This window comes from Thalassotalea euphylliae, assembly GCF_003390395.1.
GTDB lineage: Bacteria > Pseudomonadota > Gammaproteobacteria > Enterobacterales > Alteromonadaceae > Thalassotalea_F > Thalassotalea_F euphylliae_C.
In genome coordinates this window covers 3235725-3253862 of record NZ_QUOV01000001.1, presented here as the reverse complement: position 1 = coordinate 3253862, position 18138 = coordinate 3235725, and the positions used below count along the sequence as shown (strand labels likewise).

The 18138-nt window shown below is 42.4% G+C and carries 13 protein-coding genes; 7 read left to right on the top strand and 6 right to left on the bottom strand.

Annotation, left to right across the window (positions count from 1 at the left end; genetic code table 11):
- The first annotated feature begins 36 nt into the window (after positions 1-36).
- The 5 genes from DXX92_RS14445 (at position 37) to DXX92_RS14425 (ending at position 5658) form a co-directional block, all read left to right on the top strand.
- The gene (locus DXX92_RS14445) at positions 37-960 is read left to right on the top strand and encodes a porin (RefSeq protein WP_116001080.1); all 924 of its coding nucleotides are present in this window, start codon (positions 37-39) and stop codon (positions 958-960) included.
- Between the two features lie 410 nt (positions 961-1370).
- Complete coding sequence (gene phoB / locus DXX92_RS14440; RefSeq protein ID WP_116001079.1) at positions 1371-2066, top strand: phosphate regulon transcriptional regulator PhoB; 696 nt, start codon at positions 1371-1373, stop codon at positions 2064-2066.
- A 4-nt stretch (positions 2067-2070) separates the two neighbouring features.
- A complete protein-coding gene (gene phoR, locus DXX92_RS14435; protein WP_116001078.1) occupies positions 2071-3372 on the top strand; it encodes a phosphate regulon sensor histidine kinase PhoR in 1302 nt (433 codons plus the stop codon).
- Between the two features lie 262 nt (positions 3373-3634).
- Entirely contained in the window at positions 3635-4600 is a 966-nt protein-coding gene (locus tag DXX92_RS14430; protein WP_116001077.1) for a PstS family phosphate ABC transporter substrate-binding protein, read from the top strand.
- Between the two features lie 176 nt (positions 4601-4776).
- The gene (locus DXX92_RS14425) at positions 4777-5658 is read left to right on the top strand and encodes a LysR family transcriptional regulator (RefSeq protein WP_116001076.1); all 882 of its coding nucleotides are present in this window, start codon (positions 4777-4779) and stop codon (positions 5656-5658) included.
- 194 nt (positions 5659-5852) lie between these two features.
- Here the strand turns inward: DXX92_RS14425 and DXX92_RS14420 are convergent, their stop codons facing one another.
- The 6 genes from DXX92_RS14420 to ettA form a co-directional block, all read right to left on the bottom strand.
- Complete coding sequence (locus DXX92_RS14420) at positions 5853-6527, bottom strand: type 1 glutamine amidotransferase domain-containing protein (RefSeq protein ID WP_116001075.1); 675 nt, start codon at positions 6525-6527, stop codon at positions 5853-5855.
- A 128-nt stretch (positions 6528-6655) separates the two neighbouring features.
- Positions 6656-8206 (bottom strand): Ppx/GppA phosphatase family protein, encoded by a 1551-nt coding sequence (locus DXX92_RS14415; protein ID WP_116001074.1) that lies wholly within the window; start codon positions 8204-8206, stop codon positions 6656-6658.
- Between the two features lie 5 nt (positions 8207-8211).
- Positions 8212-10335, bottom strand: a complete 2124-nt coding sequence (gene ppk1, locus DXX92_RS14410) for a polyphosphate kinase 1 (protein ID WP_116001073.1) — start codon at positions 10333-10335, stop codon at positions 8212-8214.
- A 260-nt stretch (positions 10336-10595) separates the two neighbouring features.
- Positions 10596-11093, bottom strand: coding sequence for a glycine cleavage system protein R (locus DXX92_RS14405; RefSeq protein WP_116001072.1), 498 nt, complete (start codon positions 11091-11093; stop codon positions 10596-10598).
- 70 nt (positions 11094-11163) lie between these two features.
- On the bottom strand, positions 11164-11538 hold the full coding sequence (locus DXX92_RS14400; protein WP_116001071.1) for a PilZ domain-containing protein: 375 nt from the start codon (positions 11536-11538) through the stop codon (positions 11164-11166).
- Positions 11539-11623: 85 nt separating this feature from the next.
- Entirely contained in the window at positions 11624-13297 is a 1674-nt protein-coding gene (gene ettA / locus DXX92_RS14395) for an energy-dependent translational throttle protein EttA (RefSeq protein ID WP_116001070.1), read from the bottom strand.
- A gap of 592 nt (positions 13298-13889) precedes the next feature.
- Here ettA and DXX92_RS14390 point away from each other — a divergent pair.
- Both DXX92_RS14390 and DXX92_RS14385 read left to right on the top strand, forming a co-directional pair.
- Positions 13890-15473: an AMP-binding protein gene (locus DXX92_RS14390; protein ID WP_116002453.1), complete on the top strand. Its 1584-nt coding sequence runs from the start codon at positions 13890-13892 to the stop codon at positions 15471-15473.
- A 514-nt stretch (positions 15474-15987) separates the two neighbouring features.
- Positions 15988-18132, top strand: a complete 2145-nt coding sequence (locus DXX92_RS14385) for an ABC transporter permease subunit (protein ID WP_116001069.1) — start codon at positions 15988-15990, stop codon at positions 18130-18132.
- Positions 18133-18138 lie beyond the last annotated feature (6 nt).

Below are 18138 nucleotides of genomic sequence, written 5' to 3'. Positions count from 1 at the left end.
AATTGAAAACCGCCTATTGATTTAAAGGTAATGAGCATGAAATTTACAAAGCAAGCTATCGCTTTAGCGATTCTTTCTGCTTCTTCATTCGCAGCTTCTGCGGCTACTGTTGATGTATACGGTAAAGCTATTTTAACAGTGCAAAACTCTGACGAAGGCGAAGGTTCTTTCACTGAAGTTAAAAGCCATAACTCTCGCATTGGCTTAAAAGGTAGCCACGAGTTACGTCATGGTTTAGAAGTTGTTTACAAAGCTGAGTTCAAAGTTGATATGGACGGTGATAGCGATGACAACATTAGTTCTCGTAATCAATACGTTGGCCTTAAAGGTGGTTTCGGTGAAGTATTGTTAGGTAAAAACGATACAGCATTGAAAAAAGCTCAAGGTAAAGTAGATTTATTCAGCGACCTTGATGGTGATATTAAGCAAATTTGGAAAGGTGAAAACCGTCTTGCTGACACCATCACTTACAAGTCGCCAAAATTTGCCAACTTCAAATTAGCACTAACATACATTGCTGAAGACAGCCTTGATGCTGAAGACGGTATTTCTGCTTCATTAGCATACGGTGATGCTGGCCTTAAGAAGTCAAAATTCTACGCAGCAGTTGCTGTTGACTCAGAAGTTAATGGTTACGACGTAGCGCGTATTGTTGCTTCAACTAAAGTGGCTGGTGTTACTTTAGGTGCTATTGCTCAAACTCAAGAGAAAGTTGATAGCGACTTTGAAACAGACGGCTTCATGGTTTCTGCTAAATACAGCGTTATGAAGAACTTAGACCTTAAAGCACAAGTTCAAACTGCTGACACTGATGGCGGTGACGACAAGTCTGGCTTCACAGTTGGTGCTGACTACAAGTTAGCGAAAAGCACAAAAGTATTCGGTTACTTCACATCATTTGATATGGATAGCCAAGCTGACGAAGATTACTTAGCAGTTGGTGTAGAATACAAATTCTAATCCACGTTGTTAGTTTGAAATAAGAAAAGCCGCCCTGTGCGGCTTTTTTATTGCAATTTTTATTGATTAAATCATTTAGTAAATTGCTTAATCAGTCATATGTATTAGCTATGTATTTGGACGCTTGCGTTGGCTCACTTTAGCTAACGGCCTTGTGAATTTTGATATTACGCGACGATTGCAGTTATTGCTTGTAGTGTAATAAAAGTGTAATCAAAGTTTATCACAATGGACTTATTAACTAGAGCTAGTCACAGTATTTCTGTAATAATAGTGGGAATGTAGAGTCGAGTTAATTATTGTTTTAATGACTGAATCAATAATTAGCATTGTTCAATTTCTATTATTGATAACCCATTCAGTGATGTGGCGAGCTAATTATTGATTAAGTTATTTCAGGTACATTTTGAATGAACAGACAAATCTTAGTGGTTGAGGATGAAGCCCCTATCAGGGAAATGATAACTTTTGTATTAGAGCAAAATGGCTTTAATGCAATAGAAGCGCAAGATATTGATCAAGCGATGGCTAAGGTAGTTGAACCGTATCCAGATTTGATTCTACTTGATTGGATGTTACCTGGTGGCACTGGCGTAAAGTTAGCTAAAACCTTGAAGCAAAACGAATATACGCGCAACATTCCAATTATTATGCTAACGGCGCGTGCCGATGAAGAAGACAAAGTAAAAGGCTTTGACGCTGGCGTCGATGATTACGTTACCAAGCCGTTTTCGCCAAAAGAGCTAATCGCTCGTATCAAGGCAGTTATTCGTCGCGTTTCACCAACGGCGTTGGAAGAGGCGATTGAATTTCATGGCATGAAGTTAGATCCAGTGGCACATCGCGTTACTATCAATAATAGTGATCTTGATCTAGGTCCAACCGAATTTCGCTTGCTACACTTCTTTATGACTCATACAGAGCGCGTATATTCGCGTGAGCAATTGCTTGATAATGTTTGGGGAACAAATGTTTACGTGGAAGACAGAACCGTTGATGTTCATATTCGTCGCCTACGCAAAGCAATTTCTGGCCATGGTCATGAAGACTTTATTCAAACTGTGCGTGGAGCCGGCTATCGGTTTTCCGGAAAGATACTAAACTAGTTGTATGCCCTTTAGAATTTCTACACGACAAGTTGTTGTTAAACTTGTCTTTATTTTCTCTATCAGTGCTCTATTAGGTTTTCTAATAGGGCACGTTTTCTTTGTAATGCTGTTAGTCGCGTTAGCGATAATAGCGTATCAATATAAATACATTTTTACTTTGTCGACCTGGCTTTGGCGCACTAAGTCAATATCACCACCAGAGGCAGATGGCCTTTGGGGGAGAATTTTTGATGGCTTAGATCGATTAGTGCGCAAACATCGAAAGAAACAAAAGCGCTTGAATGAGCGCATTCGCCGCTTTCGAGATGGCGCTGAAGCAATTCCTGATGGTGGCGTTGTGCTGGGCAGCGATTTAACGATTCAATGGAGCAACAAGCGTGCAGCGAAGTTTTTAGGTGTTCGCTGGCCAGGCGACCAGGGTCAACGCATTGACAATTTGCTACGTGCACCAGAATTTGCCCACTACTTAGACAAAGGCGACTTTGAAAACCCTTGTTTGTTGGCTTCGCCAGTCAATACGGATATTCAATTAGAATTGCGCTTTATGGATTACGGCAAAGGCGATTTATTGTTGCTTGCGCGTGATGTGAGTAAAGTGCATCGCGTTGAAGAGATGCGCCGTGACTTTGTCGCTAATGTCTCGCACGAGCTAAAAACACCGCTGACGGTAATGCGTGGTTATGTTGAAATGATCCAAGCTGATGGCAGCAGCTTAGCACCACATTGGCAGCAAGCGATTGATGTTATTGAGGGGCAAGTGTCTCGTATGGATCGCTTGGTTGAACAGCTTTTGGTGTTATCAAGAGTTGAAGTCAATACTGATGATGAAATTAAGCAGGTTTTAAACGTTCCTGAAATACTACAACAACTGCTTAAAGACGCGCATTGGCTTAACCAAGAGAAGAAACATGCTATCAGCGCTGAAATCGCCGATGGCTTAGGCATTCTCGGTATTGATACAGAAATTAAAAGTGCCTTTGCCAACTTGTTGTCAAACGCCATTGCCTATACGCAGGAAGGTGGTGAAATCTTGGTATCGTGGCAGCGCTATGGCAGCAAAGCGAAATTTACGGTGAAAGACAATGGCCCAGGCATTCGCCCTGAAGATGTCAACCGGCTGACTGAGCGTTTTTATCGGGTTGATAAGTCACGTTCGCGTAATACTGGCGGTTCAGGTTTAGGTTTAGCAATTGTCAAACACGTGCTGCATCATCACAATGCCGAGTTAGTGATTAGTAGTCGCTGGCAGCAAGGCAGTGAATTTTCCATTGTCTTTGAAGAAAACTCTGTGACGTCGGTGTAAAACCTCCTGTACAGAGGTTGCATAATCACCTTTTCGCCGGTGATAACACCATCAAAAAGGCGTGCTTCAAGCGCCTTTTTCTCCATCCTTTTGAGCAATTTATTTTAGTTTGTTGGCTGTAATATAAGTGTCACAAAGTGGAAATATAATTGTCATAATTGATTTATATAGTGTTCACAAATCTTACATATGACCAAGTTATGCATTTACGTGAAAGTGCAAATTTGGTGCTAATTATTACAAACGCTCATTGGAGAATATTATGAGTTTCAAACGTGCATTAAGCGCAATTGGTTTAGCAAGCTTAGTTAACTTTTCAGCCCTTGCTATCGACAAAGACTTACCTGAGTACAACAAGGTTAGTGGTATCTCTGGTAACTTATCATCTGTTGGTTCAGATACTCTAGCTAACATGATGACGTTCTGGGCAGAAGAATTTAAGCGCACTTACCCAAATGTTAATGTACAAATTCAAGCGGCGGGTTCTTCTACTGCGCCACCGGCATTAACAGAAGCTACTTCAAACTTAGGCCCAATGAGCCGTAAGATGAAATCTCGTGAAATTGAATCGTTCGAAAAGCGTTACGGCTACAAGCCAACAGCGGTTCGCGTTGCAATTGATGCGTTAGCAGTATTTGTTCACAAAGATAACCCAATCGAAGGTTTACGTATCGACCAAGTTGATGCCATTTTCTCTAGCAACCGCAAGTGTGGCGCTGCAGAAGATGCAGATCGTTGGGGTGATTTAGGCCTAAGCGGCGAGTGGACTGGTAAAGACATCCAATTATATGGCCGTAACTCTGTATCTGGTACATACGGTTACTTCAAGAAGAAAGCACTTTGTAAAGGCGACTTCAAAAATACGGTAAACGAGCAACCTGGTTCTGCATCTGTTGTGCAATCAGTATCGGCATCACTTAACGGTATCGGTTACTCAGGTATTGGTTACAAAACTTCAGGTGTTCGCGCATTACCACTAGCTAAGAAAGGCGACAACTTTGTTGAAGCTTCGATGAACAACGCTGTTTCTGGTAAGTACCCGCTTTCTCGTTACTTATACGTATACGTGAACAAGCACCCGAACAAGCCATTAGATCCAATGACAACTGAGTTCTTAAAAATGGTATTGTCTAAGTCTGGTCAAAAGATTGTAGAAAAAGACGGTTACATTCCATTGCCAGCTAAAGTTGTAGCAAAAGAATTCAAAAAGTTAGGTATTACGCTTTAATCTGACTTAGCTTATTCGCTAATCACTTAGCGAATAAGTTTCGAAAGGCCAGCATTGCTGGCCTTTTTTGTGCCCATTACTTCATACATATAGCACTTCTGCAAGTCAGTTTTTTAGTCATTAGCGCAAAGCTGGTAACATAATCGGTAACTATCCGAACTAGATTAGAGCACGTAATGGAAAGCTTTGAAGGTGTTATTGAATTTGTTACTGTCGCTGAAAAGCAAGGCTTTACCGCGGCGGCAAAGCATTTAGCGTGCAGTACCAGCCATGTTAGCCGTCAGGTCAATCGTTTAGAAGCAAGGCTAGGCTGTGCCTTATTGGCGCGTAACACCCGCATGGTAAGTTTAACACGGGCGGGTGAAGCCTATTACCAGCAATGCAAAGACTTAGTGCTCGGCTTGCAACAAGCCAATGAAGCAGTAAGTAGCCAGCAAGTAGAACTGAGTGGCACATTACGCGTTAGTGTTGCGGGTACCTTTGCTGAAATGTATGTGGTGCCAGCATTATTAGCTTTTATCAATAAACACCCTGCGCTTAGGTTAGAGATCGACTTTAACAGCCGCATGGTGAACTTTGTCGAAGATGGTTTTGATTTCGCGATACGTTATGGGCAGTTAAAGGATTCTGGGTTAATTGCGAGGAAGTTGGTTAACCGTTCCATGATGGCAGCAGCGAGTCCAGAATATCTAGCGCAGTTTGGTGAGCCGCAATCGATTGATGAGCTAAAACCACACCAATGCATCATCAGTAACAATGACCATTGGCGGTTTATGCAAGATGGGCAAGAAGTTGTGACTAAAGTGACTGGGCGATTTGTTTGTAATAATGCCAACGCAGTGATGAATGCTTGCCAAGCAGGGCATGGCATTGCCTATTTACCCAAAAGTAACTTTACTCAATTACTCGCGGAAAAAGCTGTTGTTCCTATACTAGAGCCTTTCTGGAATACCGATATTAGTAGCTCAATTGTTTATCAAGATCGCCGCTATTTACCTAGCAGGGCACGCGCCGCTATTGACCATTTAGTTACATATTTTGAAAACTGGCAAGAATAGGTTGGTTAGGGCTGAGATTGGTTCGGGTTGAGGCTGGTATAGGGAAAGATTGCTAAAGAGATAGGTTAGTAAACAAAGAGTCATTAGTACCTGAGTGGTATTACAGGCGACAATAGCTATGCCGCCTGTAGAAAATCACTGAGTTTGAGCCAGCTAATCGACTATCACTTTTAAGCGAATAGCTTTTTAAGTGGCTAGCCTTTTAAGTGATTGACTAGCGCATTACCCACAGCATGAGCACTTGCCGGGTTTTGGCCTGTGATAACTCGCTTGTCCTCAACAATGAATTCACCCCATGGCTGAACTTTACGGTATTGTGCAGCATTTCGTGCTAACGACTCTTCTAACAAAAACGGAATATCATTAATTGTGTTGTAATCAATTTCTTCCTCGCGGGTGAAGCCAGTTACCGCAACTGTTGATAACAGCTTGTTACCTGATGAAAGTTCAATCGGCAGTAAACATGCTGGGCCATGGCATACTGCGGCAATAACACCACCTTTTTCATAATGCTTGGCTGCTAGTGCACCAAACTCACGGTTTTCTGCTAGATCAGATAGTAAGCCAAAACCACCTGGGTAGAAAACTGCATCAAATTCGTCGATATTAATCTCTGAAACAGGTGTTGTATCAGCTAACTGCGCTTGAAAAGCGGGTTGTGAAAGTACCTTTGTATTAATGTTATCGTCTTCGATATCAGTACCATAAACGGGAACTGCGCCGCCTTTGATAGAGGCAAGTTGATAAGCAATACCTGCGGCGTTTAACACATCAACAACATGAGTTAATTCTGGCGCGTAGGTGCCGTTTACTTGATCGGTTTCGCCAAGTGTCGCGTGGTTTGTTAATGGAATTAGAACTTTTTTCATTTTTGCCTCAGTAATAACATCAGTCTAATAGTGGAAACTATCATAAAGTGTTTTTATATGGCTGATAATGGTACCAATAAGCAAATAACTATTGCTATACAGCAATAGTTATATTGCAAGGATACGAGCTAATGAAAGTTGACGGTAATACCAACTAGGCTAAGCTGTTTGCGCTCTTGGGTTAAATCAGCCTCAACAAGTGGTTTTTCGTTTAGCCAGTTTGCGGGAAAATGTAAGTTTAAGGTGTCTTTTTCGGCACTTATTTGTATGTCAGCGTGCTCTGTTAGCTGGCGCTGTTGGCTGAGTAAAATGGATAGACGCAAAATAGCGAGCAACTTGGCTAGGCGAAGCTCATCAAGCAGGTACCATAACTGGTTGTCTTCAAATTGTATTTTTTTACGTTGATTTCCCACTAACCACGCAAGTGCTTGCTGTTGTTCAAGGTTGAAGCCCGGTAAGTCGGCGTTTAGCAAGATGTAGCGGCTGTGTTTATGGTAAGCGGATGGGTTGATGTCGTAGCCGATTTCATGCACCCAAATCGCCCAATTCAGTAGCTGCTGATAGGTTTTCTTGTCCAGTTGCCACAATCGACGGGTTGCTTGATATATGCGGGTTGCAAGCTGTTGTACTTTCTCGACTTGTTGCTGATCAATATTAAAGCGAGTAGAAAGGCTATTAATAGTGCGATCGCGAATATCGTCAAACTGAATGGCTTCAAGTTGTTCAGACATTACCCCTTCTCGCAATGAATAATCACAGTAATCAATGCTGTCTATCGCGAGCAATTCGGCAATGCCAATTAGAATTGCAACACCTGGAGCAATAATATGGCGACGGCTTTCTTTAAGGCTGGGCAGTTGTATGTTGTCGGCGTGACCAAAAGCGATTAACTGATCTTTAAAGCTGTGTAACTCTGCTAAATTAAAGGCTTGGATATTGCCGCGACTAAGGTTGAGTTGCTGAAAAATAGTCTTTAGCGTGCCGGAAGTGCCAATCACTTCTTGCCAGCCAGCATTTTTAAAACGGCTGACGTGAGATTCAATTTCCTGTTTGGCGTGCAAAATGGCTCTGGCAAAGGCTTGTTCAGTAATCTCGCCATTGGCAAAGTAAAAGCGTGAAAAGCTGACACAGCCAATGTTCAGGCTGGTGAGCTGTGACGTTTGTAAATCTTTGCCAATCACACATTCCGTGCTGCCACCACCGATATCGATGATTAAACGCTGGGTTGCTGGCGGTAGGTAATGAGCAACGCCTTGATAAATTAAACGCGCCTCTTCATGGCCAGAGATGACCTCAATGTCGAACGGAAACACTTGTGCGGCAGCATCTAGAAAAGCCTGAGCATTGCGCGCTTGTCGCAGGGTAAACGTGGCAACAACCCGAAAGTTTTCTGGTGACAGTTTTTCAGTTAACGGTGCCAAATCGCTTAGTGCTTTGACGCCGCGCTCTATTGCCGCCTGATCAAGAATGCCATCGTGGTCAAGCCCTTGTGCCAAACGCACGCGATACTTTTCTGAGTGCAAAATTTGCAAGTTGTCATTAACGACGCGAGCAAAGACAAAATGAAAGCTATTGGAGCCAATATCTAATGCGCCGATATGATAATTATCATTGTTGGCACTGTTGATACTTTGGGCATTAATATCAGACGCTAATTGTTTGTCATTTGCTATGGTCATTCAGGCTACTCCAAATTTTTCAGCGCCTTTTTATCAAGGCGTTCTTGTGCTTGCAAGTAATCATATATTGCCATTTGTGAACGGACGGCTTCACGTTTACCTTGTTTCACGTATTGATTGTCTTGTGCTTGGTTAATGATGCGCGCTTTTTGGTTATCACTAAGCTGAAGTTCTAGCATATCAATAATGCGTTGCTTTAAGGTTTCATCATAGACTGGGCAGCCGACTTCCACACGTTGATCGATATTGCGCTCCATCCAATCACCTGAGCTGATAAACAGGTTGTTCTCGCCATTGTTGTGGAACATTAATACCCGTGGATGCTCTAAAAACTGATCGACAATGGAAATCACTTCGATATTGTCACTCACACCCGCCTTTTGCGGAATTAGCGTACACATACCGCGCACTATCATACGAACTTTTACGCCTGCGCTACTGGCGCGGTATAAGCGGTCTATCAACCCTTTATCGACAAGGTTATTAATCTTGATCGTAATTTGCGCTTTATGGCCTTGTTCGGCTTGGGCAATCTCATTGTCGATAAGCTGATAAAAGCGACGACGTGATGTTAGTGGTGACACTATCAAGTGATTAAAGCGAAAACGCTTATAACTGTGGGCAATAAAAGAGAAAACATTGTCTACTTCTTGGGTGATCTCTTTGTGTTTGGTAAACAACGAGTAGTCGGTATAAATACGCGCGTTTTTCTCGTGAAAATTGCCTGTGCCAATATGAGCGTAGCGAACAAGGCGTTCGTTTTCTACTCTGGACACGATACAAAGCTTGGCGTGCACTTTGAGTGACTCGATACCGAATTCAACGTGAATGCCCGCATCCTTCATTCGCATCGCCCACTCGATATTGGCTTCTTCATCAAAACGGGCGCGCAGCTCAACAACCACTGTCACTTGTTTGCCGTTTTTCACCGCTTCCATCAGCGAGTTTAAAATTTCAGAGTTTTTGGCAACGCGATAGATATTAATTTTAATGTGCCTGACCGAAGGGTCGTAAGATGCTTGGCGCACAAATTCCGTAAAGTGCCTAAACTTATAGTAAGGGTAATACACCAGTACATCTTGATGGCTGATGGCATCAAACACATTATTGAAAGCTGAGAAACGCTCAGAGTCTAATGCCGTTATCTCTTGCTTTTCGAGCGTTTCATCACCCAAGTTAGGAAAGCCGATAAAGTCTTTAAAATGGCGATAACGTACACCGGGTACTAGGTTGTTTTCATCTTTAATTTTCAGTGCTTTGCGCAGAAACTTAACCATGTATTCCGGCATATGTCGGTCAAAGCCCAAACGAGCAGGTGCTGCGTTTAGCCTTTGTTTTAAGCCCTTTGACATTTTGTCTAGCAAGCTTTGATCAAGCTCGTCATTTAAGTCATATTCCGCATCGCGGGTTAACTTAACGGAATAAGCGTCCATGTCTTCGTATTCGAAAATACCGTTAAAGATATCGTCTAAAAAGTAATGCACGATATCATCAAGCATTACCACGCGTTGCATGCTTTCGTCGTCTTCTTTGGGCAATATGATAAATCGGCTGACCTCTTCACGAGGGATCTCAATCAGTGCATATTGCAAGTTACTCCCTTGTTTCAGAGCAACCAAAAGATAAATGCCATCATCATCCAAGCAGTTAACTAAATGTGTATTCGACGAAATAATAATAGGGGTAATATGACGAACAACTTGGTGTTCAAAGAAGGTTTTTAGCCAAGTTTTTTGGTTTTTAGAGAGCTGCTTTTTGAATATTTTTGATTTTTCATCGTTAAACAACAACTCAATATTGTGGTTTTGCAATTGTTCAAATGCTTCGGCCGCAATTGGCTGGAATTTATCCGTAAGCTGTTTTACTTTAACGATAATTTCATCAAGTAAGGCTTGGTCTTCATTGAGCTGGCTCGAACTGTCGGTCGTTGTGGCTTGGGTAACAATCAGTTTGCGTCGGATATTGGCAACTCGTACGCGAAAAAATTCATCAAGATTAGATGAGTAAATGCCAAGAAAACGGATTCGTTCAATTAAAGGGACATTGGGGTCTGCGGCTTCTTGTAATACTCGTTCGTTAAACGAAAGCCAACTGAGTTCTTTATCAAAATAGATGCGTGAGTCGTTCATTTACTACTTATACTGCTTATTTCCATTAATACCGATAAGTTATCTGAAAATTGTGACAATCAAGCGACACCTGTCATTAAATTGTCATGTATTTTCCGTTACTCGCCTGAGGTGGCAGGTCAATTTGCCCATTTTAATTCAGCGAAGCCCAGTAGGAAAAGCCGAGTAGGTGGTGCTGCTTATTGCCCAAATGTTACTGCCATAATGCTACGTCAAAGTACTAGCGCTTGAAACTAGCGATAGAATCTCGCGCCAGAATACTATTGGCTAATATCTACCATTAAATCATCCGCTAGGTTTTCAAGTGCACAGATAAGCTCGTCTAACTGAGTTTGATTCACTTGAATTTTCGCCTTGGCGTTAAACATGGTTTGGCCAGTATGTGGCGCCGCCCCTTGTTTGCTGACTAATTTGATCAAGTTGCCACCTTGATGATGAATCACAGAAGCAATGTCTTGTACGATACCTTGGCGGTCATTGGCCGTTAATTCTAACGTGATTGCGGCCTGCTCATCGCTATCTGCTGGTGAGGTGATTTGAGTTTGCACTTGCAAATCAGGCAACTGTTTTAATGCGCTATCGAGTGCTTGAATATCATTAGCGCTTGCTGACACTTCAATAACACCGGCAAATGTACCAGTCAAGTGGTGCAAGCTACTGTTTTGCCAATTACCTTGGTGCTGCTGAATAATGGCTGATAGCTTATCAACAATACCTGGTTGGTCTTTACCAACTAAACTTATAACTAAATGGTCCATGATTTCCTCGCTGAATGAGTTGCTTAAAGGCGCCAATTGTTGGTTGAATATGGTGTGATTTTTATCACTGCTATTGGCTTTTGGAAAGTTGGGAAAGTTCTTTTTCTAACTGAGATTGGTCACCTAAGTTAAGTTCTACCAATCGACGTAGGTGCGTGACACTGTCAATATCAATGGCGTTGCACTGCAGCCCCATGGTATCGGCCTCTTGGTGTACCACGCCAATATGCATTTCCACTAAGGCATCACTGTCGCCTAACTTAAACACTAATCGACCTAATTTACCTTGCAATGGTGTGTTACATTTTGGGTTTGTGACTAACGCGCCGTTAAGGGAAATGTCGTGAATAGAAACAGGAAATGCTTGTTCTTCTAATTGCTCCTCAACATACAAGGTCGCTTTGATAGAAAACAGAATACGGGTGAATTGACGTCGATTTTCCATTACTTAAATTTTGTTACCGATTTTAGCTTTAGCATAGCCTTTGTAACTAAAAAAGGCACCCTTAGGTGCCTTAATAATTTATCAATTAACTGATTTTTTTGTATTTAATGCGATGTGGTTGATTTGCATCAGGTCCAAGCGTTTTTTTCAGCCATGCATCGTAATCGGTAAAGTTGCCCTCGAAGAAGTTAACTTGACCCTCGTCACGATAATCAATGATATGGGTAGCAATACGGTCAAGGAACCAACGGTCATGGGAAATTACCATGGCACAACCTGGGAATTCTAATAAAGCTTCCTCAAGTGCACGCAAGGTTTCAACATCAAGGTCATTGGTAGGCTCATCCAGTAGTAATAAGTTACCGCCAGTTTTCACTAGCTTAGCTAAATGTACACGGTTGCGCTCACCACCTGATAAGTCACCAATGAATTTCTGTTGGTCATTACCTTTGAAATTGAAGCGTGAACAATAGGCGCGGGCGTTAATTTCGTATGTGCCAATTTCAATAATGTCGTGGCCTTCAGAAATTTCTTGATAAACCGTATTTTTGCCATCCATGTCGTCACGGAATTGGTCAACACTGGCCAGTTTTACCGTGTCGCCTAATTCGACGGTACCTGAGTCTGGTTGCTCAGTATTTGACAACATTTTGAATAGTGTAGATTTACCTGCACCGTTAGCACCGATAATACCAACAATCGCCCCTTTAGGAATTGAGAAGCTTAAATCGTCAATCAGTACGCGGTCGCCAAATGATTTGGTTAGGTTATTAACTTCTAGTACTTTGTCACCTAAACGCGGTCCAGGTGGAATGTATAGCTCGTTGGTTTCGTTACGTTTTTGATGATCTTGACTGTTCAGCTCTTCAAAACGTGCCATACGGGCTTTGTTCTTTGATTGACGTGCTTTCGGGCTTTGACGCACCCATTCAAGCTCTTGCTTGATGGTTTTTTGGCGAGCACTTTCAGATTTAGCTTCAATTTCTAAGCGTTTTTCTTTTTGCTCTAGCCATGAAGAGTAGTTACCTTCCCATGGAATACCTTCACCACGGTCAAGCTCTAGAATCCATCCAGCAACGTTATCAAGGAAGTAACGGTCATGCGTTATAGCCACAACAGTACCTGTGTAGTCGTGTAAGAAGCGCTCTAACCAAGCAACCGATTCTGCATCCAAGTGGTTAGTCGGTTCGTCGAGTAACAACATGTCTGGTTTTTGCAGTAATAAACGACAAAGTGCAACACGGCGGCGCTCACCACCACTTAATACGCCAACTTTTTGGTCCCAATCAGGTAGGCGAAGGGCATCTGCGGCACGTTCAAGTTGGTTGTCTAAGTTGTGACCATCAGCGCTGGCTAAAATAGCCTCTAATTCACCTTGCTCTTTAGCTAATGCGTCGAAGTCTGCGTCAGGTTCAGCGTAGGCTGCGTAAACTTGATCAAGGCGTGCCATGGCATCTTTTACAATAGAAACACCTTCTTCGACCACTTCGCGAACAGTCTTGTTTTCGTCAAGTTCAGGTTCTTGCGGCAAGTAGCCAATATTGGTGCCAGCTAATGCGTGCGCTTCACCTTCAAATTCCTTGTCAACGCCCGCCATAATGCGAAGTAATGTTGACTTACCAGCACCGTTTAAACCTAACACACCAATTTTTGCGCCAGGGAAAAACGATAATGAAATGTCTTTTAATATAGTGCGCTTAGGTGGCACCACTTTTGAGACACGGTGCATCGAGTAAATAAATTTATCTGGCAATGCCATGAAAAACCTTCTTAATAAATGAATGTTTGAATGACCAATATTTTATACCCAAGGCTAGGTAAGATGCGAGTTTCCAATTCAAATAAATAATGAAATAAATAGTCAAATAAATAGCTAAACAAATAGCCAATTAAATAAGCAATAGAAGCTTAACGCGTCGTAGTACTGTGCACTGACTTAACACGTTATAGAACAGTTTTAAGTTTGTTTACGTACTTGCCAGCGTGCTATTTCAAGTAGGTGTTTAAACACTCTTTTGCTGAACTATTGTCTTACATGTATTAGATAGCCTAGCTAAAACGCCTATTTAAATCATTTGTTTAAGTGACTTGGCTAGCCAGTGCCGACAAGAGTTAGGCTAGGTGCTAAGTCTTGTTTTCAGTTATGTAACTGATTGTTCGCAAAAGTGATTGATAAAATTACCATTGTTGACATTAGGCGAGAGGGAATGCACATTCTATTGTTGAATGTTTCAACAATGGGTTACATGTTGATCATTCTTACCAAACAGTTCACGGGGTATGATCTCAGCATCATAGAAATTGTTGCATCATTGACTGACCGATTTGATGTAAATACAGGGAATAACAAAATGACAAAAAATGAAAATAATATTGATCTTCATGGTCTTTCGTCACTGGCTGAACTTATTACAGAAAGCTGTACAAAGTTTGCCGACAAGCCCGCATTTAGTTGTTTAGGCCAAACATTTTCTTTCGCACAAACTTACGAGCAGGCATTAAATTTCAGTAAATACTTACAACAGCATACCAATATTAAAGCTGGCGACCGTATTGCGGTGCAGCTTCCTAATCTGATCCAATTTCCTGTTGTTGCATACGGTGCCTTGCTTGCTGGTGTTGTGTTAGTTAACACTAACCCGCTCTACACGCCACGTGAAATGCAGCATCAGTTTAAAGATTCTGGTGCCAAAGCGATTGTTATTTTGGCGGATTTGTTACCTAACCTTACTCAAATTATCGACAATACGGACATTGAGCAGGTGATTGTCACACAGGCAACCGACTTTTTAATGCCTGATAAACGCTACCAAGGTGAATACCTTTCTCTTTTAGATTGTCTTGAGCAGGGCGCCAAGGTTGAAAGCTTAACGCCTGTCGCTGGCGAGCTAAGCGACTTGGCTGTACTGCAATATACAGGCGGGACAACAGGTTTATCGAAAGGGGCAATGCTGTCTCAAATTAACTTGCTGGCAAATGCTGAACAATCATTCCAGCGCTTTAAGCCTAAATGTGTCGATGGCGAAGATGTCTATATTTGCCCACTGCCGCTTTACCATATTTATGCCTTCTTAGTGAACTTGATCTTGGCTGCTGCTCATGGCGCCCACAATGTACTCATTCCAAATCCTCGTGATATTGATGCCTTTGTCAAAACCTTATCGGCATATCGCTTTACCCACTTTACTGGTATCAACACCTTGTTTGTTGGTTTGTGCCAGCATCCAGATTTTGTGAAATTAGATTTCAGCTCGCTACGTATGACGATTTCAGGCGGTACGGCGCTAACCCACAGTGCTGCGGATATTTGGCTAAAAGTTACCGGCTGTACGATTTCTGAAGGTTACGGCTTATCAGAAACCTCGCCGGTACTTTGCTTTAACCAACCGGGTAATGAGCGCTTAGGTACGATTGGCTTCCCGCTTGTCGATACAGATCTACAGATTTGGGATGAAAACAACCAAGCTGTAGCACAAGGCCAAGAGGGTGAAATTGTCGCCAAAGGCCCACAAGTGATGTCAGGGTACTGGCAGCAAGAAGAAGCAACGGCTAAATCTATTATTAATGGCTATTTTAAAACCGGCGATGTTGGTGTTATTGATGAAGATGGACGCATTCGCATTGTTGATCGCCTAAAAGATATGATTATTGTCTCAGGTTTCAATGTTTACCCGAATGAAGTCGAAGACGTGCTTAGCCGTCACGATGATATTTTGGAAGCGGCGGTAATTGGCGAACCTGACGACGGTACGGGTGAAAAAGTGGCTGCCTTCGTGGTGCTAAAACCTGATGCAGGCTTAACCGAAGAAGACGTACGTGGCTTTTGTAAAGAGCACTTAACGCCTTACAAGGTACCGAAGAAAGTCGCATTTATTGATGAGTTACCAAAGTCTACTGTAGGTAAAATCTTACGCCGTGAGCTGAGAAGCGCGTAAAAAATAGTAGAGCGTGTTGGCCTTTGGAGGTTGAATTTTGTTCAATCTAAACGCTTTCTGATCGCGGCGCTCGATTTGCTTTAGGGGGGTTCCCTATAAAAAACGAGCAACAATGAACAGGGAGTGTTTAGATAAACCCGCAGGGCAGCGCCTGTTTGGATTTTCTAGTGCGTTGTCGCAGGATTTATGGAGAATAACTACACTGCACCTGCTCCGCCTGCTATAAAAACCAAACAGGCTGCTGCAAAAACAACCCTGAAACGTCAATACGCTCTATTAACCAAAAGGTCAAAAATCCCTATACCCCTGATTAAATAAGGGGTATCTCTATTTATGACAGTTTTGTGAATTTCTCTTTGTCACATAACTGTCATATTTCTGTCTTATACTCTCGCCAGTTTTTTAATCCCATCATTTAATGTAGGTAAATTGAGTGTCTATAGCGTCTCAATCAGCTGACATACGTCAGGTGAAAAATAAGCTAGCCAAATGGTTCATCTCCTTGGGAGGTGTCATGGTGCTATTTACTTTGATCTTAATCTTCTTGTACTTGCTTTACGTGATTAAGCCGATTTTCGAATCAGCTGACGTCGAGCCAGTAAATGAAATCAGTGTTCAAGCCAATGGAAACATTTTGGCAACGGGCCTAGATGAGCTAAAAGAAGTTGCTTATCAACTAGATTCAGAAGGTTATATGACTTTCTACCAAATGTCGGAAAGTGATTTTCGTGCACAAGGTAGCCAAATCTTATCTGAGCAATTGTTTGCTGGCGGTATTGCCAAGGTTATTGCAGCGGATAACGGTCGCCACTTAATTATCGATAACGAAGGTGAAGTTAGCTTAATCGCAGCAAAGTTTACGGCAATTTACCCAAGAGATAGCCGTGATATTACGCCTTCAATTATCTACCCGTTAGGTGAAGAAGCCTTGCCAATTGATGAGCAAGAACAAGGTATTACTAAGCTTGGTTTTGCGATGAACGATGAAAAAGCAACGTTTGTGGCTTTTACTGATGATCAGCGCCTGATCAAAACAACCTTAGTTGCAGATGATGACTTTAACTATGACCCTGAATTTGAGCCTGTTTATCAAGAAATTGAGTTTGACGGCACAAAGGTTGATGACATCATGGTCACACCTGACTTAATGATGGCGTTTGTTCGTTCTGGTAACCAAGTTACTGTCTACGACATGGACGATGAGTTCAGCGTAGATGTTAAAGCCGAGCTAACGAACATTGTTGCCGAAAACGTTGATATTACTGCGATGGCGTTGCTTTCTGGTGGTTCATCAGTACTGTTTGGTGACAGCCAAGGTCAAGTTAGCCAGTGGTTTGAAGTCGCGGGTAAAAAAGGTCGTCAATTCCAAGAAATTCGTCGCTTTAGTGCAAGCGAAACTGAAGCGGTTGCTGGCATCTACACTGAGATGTTCCGCAAGAGTTTCTACACCATGACCGCATCTGGTGAAATGGGTATTTTCTACACCACAAGTGATGCCGACTTATGGCATGGTGCCATTGCGAAAGAAATGCCAAAAGCCTTGGCGATTGCGCCACGTGCCGATGCCTTAATTGCCGCTGATGGCAGTAGCTTAGCGCTAATCGCATTGCACAATGAACACCCTGAAGTAACGTGGAAGGCGTTATGGCAAGAAGTTTGGTATGAAGGTTACCCTGAGCCAGATTACATCTGGCAATCAACTGGTGGTGCCGATGATTTCGAATCGAAATTCTCGTTAGTTCCTATTTCATTCGGTACGATGAAAGCAGCAGCTTACGCAATGTTATTTGCTGTACCGTTAGCGTTAAGCGCGGCAATCTACACCGCTTACTTTATGCCACCGGCATTGCGCAAAAAAGTAAAACCTACCATCGAGTTAATGGAAGCATTACCAACGGTAATTCTTGGTTTCTTAGCGGGCCTTTGGTTAGCACCACTAATTGAAGATTACTTACCTGCCATTGTCCTACTGCTAATTTTCCTACCAGTAGCGACGTTTTTAACTGCTTTCACTTGGTTCAAGTTACCACGTGAATATAAGGCGAAGCTGCCTGAAGAGTGGGCTCCTATCATCTTAATTCCTATTTTGATTTTAGCGGGCTTCTTAGCATTTTCGTTATCACCAGTGATGGAAAGCTTGTTCTTTGGTGGCGATATTCGTCAATACATTACCAATGATTTAGGTATTTCATTTGACCAACGTAATGCGTTAGTTGTTGGTATTGCAATGGGCTTTGCCGTAGTTCCGACCATTTTCTCAATGGCTGAAGATGCGATTTTCAGTGTACCTAAACACTTAACCAGTGGTTCATTAGCACTAGGTGCTACGCCATGGCAAACACTGGTAAAAGTTGTTTTATTAACGGCAAGTCCAGGTATTTTCTCAGCGATTATGATGGGGCTTGGTCGTGCGGTTGGTGAAACCATGATCGTATTGATGGCAACGGGTAATACGCCAGTACTCGATTGGAGTATCTTCCAAGGTATGCGTACTTTATCAGCGAATATCGCTGTTGAAATGCCTGAATCAGAAGTGGGTAGCTCGCACTACCGCATTCTATTCTTAGCCGCATTCGTGCTATTCGTGTTCACATTCGTATTCAATACGCTGGCGGAATTTGTACGCCAACGTCTCAGAGAAAAATACAGCTCGTTGTAAGGGAAG